We start from the raw sequence: 6954 nt of genomic DNA, 5'->3' as shown, positions 1-6954 counted from the left end.
AGGTAGTAGTAATACTCCTTGACGTCCTCGCCGTGATTCCCCTCGCTGTTGGTCAGCCCGAACAGCCGTTCCTTGATGATCGGATCGTTGCCATTCCAGAGCGCCAGCGCGAAGCACAGTACCTGATGGTCGTCACAGATGCCGCCTAGTCCGTCCTCGCCCCAGCGGTAGGCCCGTGAGCGCGCATGGTCATGCGGAAAATAGTTCCAGGCGTCGCCGTTGTCACTGTAATCCTCGCGCACCGTTCCCCACTGGCGCTCGCTGAGATAGGGCCCCCATTTTTTCCAGGGGGTTTGCGTCGCTTTGGCCGCTTGGAGGCGCTTGGATTCAGGATTGGCTGCCATGGTGAATTTCTCTCATTTCGGGTGGAAGGAAAGACTGACAGGCGGTTTGAATTGGCACGGGGAATTAAGTTCCGACGATTACCATGGCGTATTGGAACGAGCGGCCGTTCCACATCGGCAATAAACCTAAAAACCTCAGCCTATCCACGAAAATCACGAAAGACACGAACAAAATCAACAGCTTGATGTATTTTCTCAATTCACCCTTTGGGTGATGATCTTCAGCTTATTCTCTCCTTGATTCTTTTCGTGCTTTTGGTGTTTTTCGTGGACGAACTGCTTTTTCTAGGAAAAAATAGACACGGCTCGTGACAGTATTTCAATGCAATCTGAGATACACTACTTAAGTTATATTAGTTTCCATAAAACATTGAAAATACGAAATGAATCGATAATTGCTACAACCCTGACCATCCTGCTATTGGGCGGGGTCAGCTTGGTATATTTCGACTGGAACGATGCAACAGAAATCGCGGCAGTCATCGCGACAGATCAAGAGCAGACAACATCGGCCGCCGATCCGATCGTGCCCTTGCCGCTTGAGCTGTCGCTCGACATTCGGAAGGTTGCACTTGGCAAGCGGCTGTTCAACGATCCAGGGCTGTCCGGCGATGGCTCGCTGTCCTGCGTTCACTGCCACAACCTGGCCACCGGCGGGGTTGATCGCCTGGCTCGCTCCCGGGGGATCGGCGGCAAGGAAGGCGGCATCAATGCGCCGACGGTCTTCAACAGCGGTTTCAATTTCCGCCAGTTCTGGGACGGCCGTGCCGAAACGCTGGATGATCAGGTCGATGGCCCGCTGCAGCATCCGCTGGAGATGGGTGGCACGTGGCCGCAGGTCATTGCCACGCTGTCGGGAGACCCGCTTTACCACGCCGATTTCAAGGACATCTACCGCGACGGTATTGCGCCGCCCAACGTCAAGGACGCCATCGCCACCTTCGAGCGTTCGCTGATTACGCCAAATTCCCGTCTCGACCGCTTTCTGCGTGGTGACCACAGCGCCTTGAACGAAGAAGAACTGGCCGGTTATCGACTGTTCAAACAGAACGGCTGCACCAGTTGCCACCAGGGAGTGAATATCGGCGGCAACATGTACCAGAAGCTCAGCATCATGGAGGATTACTTCGCGGTGCGCGGCAATATGAGCGAGGCCGATCAGGGCCGCTTCAACGTCACGAAACGGGAGCAGGATCGCCATTTCTTCAAGGTGCCGTCGCTGCGCAACGTCGCCGTGACCCCGCCGTACCTGCACGATGGCTCAGCCGGGACGCTGGAGGACTCAGTGAATGTCATGGCGCGCTATCAGCTCGGCACGGAATTCAACGCGGCTGAAGTGGCCAGGATCGTCGCCTTCCTGCGTACCCTGACCGGGGAATATCAGGGCCAGCCACTCAAATGAAGCCTCATAAGTGGTTTGCTGCACATCATGGCGAATACGCCGACCTCTACCGTATAGGCGCCACGGTAGTAGCGGCAGCGCTATTGGTGTTTCTTTTCGTGTTCACGCAACCGGTCGATCTGCGCCACCACAATGTCCTGCTAAGCCATTTCAGCCGCTTGCAGAGCGACGAGGCCCGGCTCGGCGAGGCCGTGCTGCAACTGAACTTCAGCCTGTCGAACAATTACGACCAGGCCACCGCCATCATCGGCCGCCTGCGGGGTACCGTACGCGAGTTGCGGGAAGGTGAAGCCGCCGGCGACCTGCGCGAGGACGTCGAAGCCCGGCAACAATTGATATCGCTGGAACAGCGCTTGTCGGCCAAGCTCGAAGCGCTGGAAAGATTCAAGTCGCTCAATGCGGTACTGAAAAACTCCTTGATCTATCTGCCCCATGCGCGCGATGACCTGGAACGTGACTTGCCCAGCGCCAGCGGGTCGGTGATTCACGAACACTTCAACGATCTGGTGGAACAAGTCTTGCTGAATCGCATCAACGGTGCGCTGCTCGATCGTGTCGATATCGAGACCACCATTACCGCCTTGCTCAATCAAACCTCAAACATCGCGGTCAGCACCCGGCAAAATATCGAAAGCCTGGTGCGCCACATTCGCCAGATAGATCAGTTCGAACGGGATATGCCCGGCCTGGTGCGACAACTGACCAGCCATCCCGGGAACTCCGGCCTGGCTGAAGCTTATCGGAACCACTACGACAGCCAGCAACGGCGCGCCGCCACTTACCGCTTTTTCCTGTTGTTGGCGACCCTGGCCCTGCTCAGCTACGCTGTCCGGGCCTTCATCCGCCTGCGTGAGCAGTCCAGCAACCTGAAGCTGGCGGCCAGCGTGTTCGCCACGGCGTCGGAAGGCATTACCATCACAGACACCGACGGCACGATTCTGGATGTCAATGCCGCCTTCACCGCAATAACCGGCTACACGCGAGAGGAAGTCATCGGAAAGAATCCGCGCCTACTCCAGTCGGGGCGACACGATGCCCAGTTCTTCACCCAGATGTGGCAGACAATCAGCAAAACCGGCCAATGGCAAGGCGAAATGTGGAACCGGCGCAAGAACGGTGTGATATACCCGGAGTGGCTGACCATCACCTCGGGTAACGCGCAAGATGACAAGCAGAAAACAGTTACTCATTACATCGCCACCTTCAGCGACATCACGCAACGCAAGCAAGATGAAGCCGAGATCTACCAGCTCGCTTTCTATGACACCCTCACTGACCTGCCCAATCGGCGTCTGCTGATGGATCGTCTGCGCCACATTCTGTCCTCCCGTGATCACAGCGCAGGCCACGCCTCGCTTCTCTTCATCGACATCGACAACTTCAAGACCCTCAATGACATCAAGGGCCACGACATCGGCAATCTGCTCTTGATCGAAACCGCCAAGCGACTGCGTTCCCGCGTGCGCGAGGGTGACACCCTCGCCCGTTTGAGCAGCGACGAGTTCGTCGTCATGCTCGAAGGTCTGAGTGCCGAGCCGGAACAAGCGACCGCCCAAGCCAAGGCGGCGGGAGAAAAGCTCCTGCAGTCCCTCAATCAGCCTTACTGGCTGAAGGACTTTGAACACCCCAGTTCCTGCAGTATCGGCATCAGCATGTTCAACCAGCATGCCGGGGCGGATGCCGGGGCTGAAGAACTGCTTCAGCACGCGAATACGGCAATGGATCAAGCAAAAGCGGCCGGTCGCAATACCCTTCGCTTCTTCGACCCGGCCATGCAGTCAGCGCTTGAAGCACGCGCCACTCTCGAAGCGGATTTGCGTCTGGCACTGACGCTGCAGCAATTCGTCCTTTATTACCAGATACAGGTGGACGCCAACAAGCGCGCCATCGGGGCCGAAGCCCTGGTGCGCTGGAATCATCCGCAACGCGGGCTGGTTTCCCCGGCATTGTTCATCCCCCTGGCGGAAGAGACTGGCCTGATTCAACCACTCGGGCAATGGGTGCTGGAGACCGCCTGTGCCCAACTCAAGGCCTGGGAGGCTAACGCCATAACCCGCGATCTGGTGCTCGCGGTCAATGTCAGCGCGCGGCAATTCGGCGCCGAGGGCTTCGTCAACCAGGTCGAATCGCTGCTGATCAGTAGCGGCATCACCCCCGCTCGCCTGAAACTGGAAATCACCGAAAGCATGTTGCTTGGCAATGTCGAGAATGTCATCAGTTCCATGCGGCAACTCAAGGCGCTGGGCGTGAGCTTTTCGATGGACGACTTTGGCACCGGCTATTCATCCTTGCAGTACCTCAAACGCCTGCCGCTGGATCAGATAAAGATCGACCAGTCGTTCGTGCGCGACATCAGCGTCGACAGCAGCGATCAGGTGATTGTGCGAACCATCATTGCCATGGCCCAGAGCATGAACCTGAGCATCATTGCCGAAGGTGTGGAAACCGAGCAGCAACAACAGATGCTCGCCAACAGTGACTGCGCCAACTACCAGGGGTATCTGTTTGGCCGGCCGGTGCCGATCGAAGCGTTCGAAGCCTTGCTCAGCGCATAGAATCATCGGCAGGAGTCCGGGCCCCGACTCTCAAGTTCTCCTGCGTCACAATCGTTTAAACCTCTTTGTGCTTGTCTCGCTCCCCGGCAGGCGGCACAATGGGCGCTCGCCGCAGCAACGACTGATGGCGACATCACAACAATAACTGGAGGAGACTTTATGAAGACCAAAACAATAGTGTCGGTGCTGTTTGCGCTTATGGGTTTTGTTGGCGCATCCACCGCTCATGCTGACATCAATGTCGGGGTGACGCTTTCCGCAACCGGCCCGGCCGCTTCGCTCGGAATTCCCGAAAAGAATACCTTTGCCCTGATGCCAACGACCATCGCCGGGCAGAAGATCAACTACCTTGTTCTGGACGACGCGTCCGACACGACGACAGCCGTCAAGAACACCAAGAAGCTGATCGCCGAGAACAAGGTCGATGTCATCATCGGCTCGACCATTTCGCCCAATTCGCTGGCCATGATCGACGTTGTTGCCGAAGCCGAGACGCCGATGATCGCCATGGCGGCGGCGGCCCGCATCATCGAGCCGATGGATGCCAAGCGGGCCTGGGTGTTCAAGACGCCGCAAAACGACGCGCAGATGGCCACGGCCATCGTCGAGCACATGACCAACAACAATGTAAAAACCGTCGCCTACATCGGTTTTGCCGACGCCTACGGCGAAGGCTGGTGGAACGAGTTCTCGAAAATTGCCGAAGTGCGCAAGATCAAGATCATCGCCAACGAGCGCTTCAACCGCGCCGACACCTCGGTGACCGGCCAGGTCCTGAAGATTCTCTCCACCAAGCCGGATGCCGTGCTGGTCGGCGCATCCGGAACACCGGCCGCCCTGCCGCAGAAGTCGCTCAAGGAAAAGGGCTACAAAGGCATCATGTACCAGACGCACGGCGTGGCCAATGCCGACTTCCTGCGCGTTTGCGGCAAGGACTGCGAAGGCACTTTCCTGCCCGCCGGCCCCGTGCTGGTAGCCGCGCAGTTGCCGGACAGCAACCCGATCAAGAAGGTTGCGCTGGAGTATGTGACGAAATACGAGGCGGCACACGGCAAGGGTAGCGTATCAGGGTTTGGCGCCCACGCCTGGGATGCCGGCAAGCTGCTGTCAAACGCCATTCCCGAGGCAATGAAGAAAGCCAAGCCGGGCACCCCCGAGTTCCGCAAAGCCTTGCGCGATGCGCTGGAAAACACCAAGGACCTGACCGGGGCGCACGGTGTTTTCAACCTCAGCGCGCAGGATCACCTCGGCCTGGACCAGCGCTCACGCGTCATGATCATGATCGAAGGCGGCAACTGGAAGCTGGTGAAGTAGAAGCCGTCTAGTAGTCAATCACTATGAAACTGATGGGTAGCCGTCATTCCGGCGAAGGCCGGAATCCAGTGGTGGACTACTGGATTCCGGGTCAAGCCCGGAATTACGGATTTTTTCATGTGCACGTTTCAACCTGACTGACTACTAGCTCTAAATGTCCGCTTCATCGCATTAGTCAGCCTCGCTGGCTGAGCCGAAGAATAACCCCCGTCATTCCGGGCTTGACCCGGAATCCAGTGCCACACCTCTAGATTCCGGGTCAAGCCCGGAATGACGGTTTTTTTACATTAGGGTTTCATGGATCTGCAGATTGCATTGCTGCTGGCGCAGGATGGCGTCACTAACGGCGCTGTCTATGCGCTGCTGGCGCTGGCGCTGGTACTTATTTTCGCGGTGACCCGCGTGATTTTCATTCCACAGGGCGAGTTTGTCGCCTTTGGCGCGCTCACCCTGGCTAGCCTGCAGTCGGGAAAATTGCCGGGAACGCTCTGGTTGTGGCTCGGCATGGGCGCCGCCATCGCCATTATCGAAGTATTAAAGGCCCTGCGCGAGCGCCAGCTGCGTCGCATCCCTTTGATCGTCCTGGTTAACTGCGGTGTGCCGCTGCTGCTCGCCGGCCTCCTTTTTGCCGTATCCCCGGCGACTTTTTCCCTGCCGGTTCAGGTTTGCCTGGCCTTGCTCATGGTCGTCCCGCTCGGGCCGATGATTTACCGTCTGGCCTTTCAGCCGATTGCCGAAGCGTCCGTGCTGGTGTTGCTGATCGTCTCGGTGGCCGTGCATGTCACGCTGATCGGACTCGGCCTGCTCTTCTTCGGCGCCGAAGGCTCGCGCACGCCAGCCTTTACCGATGCCAGCCTGCAGATCGGCGATGTGCTGCTGCAGGGGCAAGCGGTGCTGGTCGTGGTCTCCAGCGCGGTGCTCATCGTCGCCCTCTACTTCTTTTTCGAACGCACGATCTACGGCAAGGCACTGCGCGCCACCGCGATGAACCGCACCGGCGCACGGCTGATGGGCATCTCGACGACCATGGCTGGCCAGCTTTCCTTTACCCTGGCGGCGCTGATCGGTGCCTTTTCCGGCATTCTGATTTCACCGGTCACCACCATTTATTACGACTCGGGTTTTCTCATCGGCCTGAAGGGCTTTGTCGGGGCCATCATCGGCGGCCTGGCGAGCTATCCGGTGGCCGCCGCCGGAGCCGTTCTGGTCGGCCTGCTTGAATCGTATTCGTCGTTCTGGGCCAGCGCCTTCAAGGAAGTGATCGTGTTCACGCTGATCATCCCGGTCCTGCTCTGGCGCTCGCTGACCACACGCCATGTCGAGGAGGAGGAATGATTAA

Annotated in this window: 5 protein-coding genes and 1 pseudogene; 5 read left to right on the top strand and 1 reads right to left on the bottom strand. The window is 58.1% G+C overall.

Features of this window, described 5'->3' with window-relative positions; all coding sequences use genetic code 11:
- Positions 1-344, bottom strand: a 344-nt coding sequence (locus ACOYNV_RS15750; RefSeq protein ID WP_422900743.1) for a hypothetical protein, incomplete at its 3' end; no start/stop codon positions are given.
- Positions 345-714: 370 nt separating this feature from the next.
- On the opposite strand from ACOYNV_RS15750, the gene ACOYNV_RS15745 reads away from it, so the two are divergent.
- The 5 genes and pseudogenes from ACOYNV_RS15745 to ACOYNV_RS15725 all read left to right on the top strand — a co-directional run bounded on the left by ACOYNV_RS15745 (position 715) and on the right by ACOYNV_RS15725 (position 6950).
- On the top strand, positions 715-1746 hold the full coding sequence (locus ACOYNV_RS15745; protein WP_422900742.1) for a cytochrome-c peroxidase: 1032 nt from the start codon (positions 715-717) through the stop codon (positions 1744-1746).
- Positions 1743-3494 (top strand): annotated as a pseudogene (locus ACOYNV_RS15740) (diguanylate cyclase domain-containing protein); the annotation flags it as partial. The gene ACOYNV_RS15745 and the pseudogene ACOYNV_RS15740, both read left to right, overlap by 4 nt.
- A gap of 24 nt (positions 3495-3518) precedes the next feature.
- Complete coding sequence (locus ACOYNV_RS15735; protein WP_422900744.1) at positions 3519-4301, top strand: putative bifunctional diguanylate cyclase/phosphodiesterase; 783 nt, start codon at positions 3519-3521, stop codon at positions 4299-4301.
- A 159-nt stretch (positions 4302-4460) separates the two neighbouring features.
- Positions 4461-5615, top strand: coding sequence for an ABC transporter substrate-binding protein (locus ACOYNV_RS15730; protein WP_422900741.1), 1155 nt, complete (start codon positions 4461-4463; stop codon positions 5613-5615).
- Between the two features lie 297 nt (positions 5616-5912).
- Entirely contained in the window at positions 5913-6950 is a 1038-nt protein-coding gene (locus ACOYNV_RS15725) for a branched-chain amino acid ABC transporter permease (protein WP_422900740.1), read from the top strand.
- Positions 6951-6954 lie beyond the last annotated feature (4 nt).

The sequence above is a fragment of the Propionivibrio sp. genome (assembly GCF_049316945.1).
In the GTDB taxonomy this organism is placed as follows: domain Bacteria; phylum Pseudomonadota; class Gammaproteobacteria; order Burkholderiales; family Rhodocyclaceae; genus Propionivibrio.
Note: the sequence above shows the minus strand (reverse complement) of the source record. Positions and strands in the feature narration are given on the sequence as shown.

What these genes read in the sequence shown, in the direction of transcription:
- ACOYNV_RS15735 (WP_422900744.1), top strand. Translation starts at nt 3,519, where the DNA reads ATGCAGTCAGCGCTTGAAGCACGCGCCACTCTCGAAGCGGATTTGCGT.
- ACOYNV_RS15730 (WP_422900741.1), top strand. Translation starts at nt 4,461, where the DNA reads ATGAAGACCAAAACAATAGTGTCGGTGCTGTTTGCGCTTATGGGTTTT.
- ACOYNV_RS15725 (WP_422900740.1), top strand. Translation starts at nt 5,913, where the DNA reads ATGGATCTGCAGATTGCATTGCTGCTGGCGCAGGATGGCGTCACTAAC.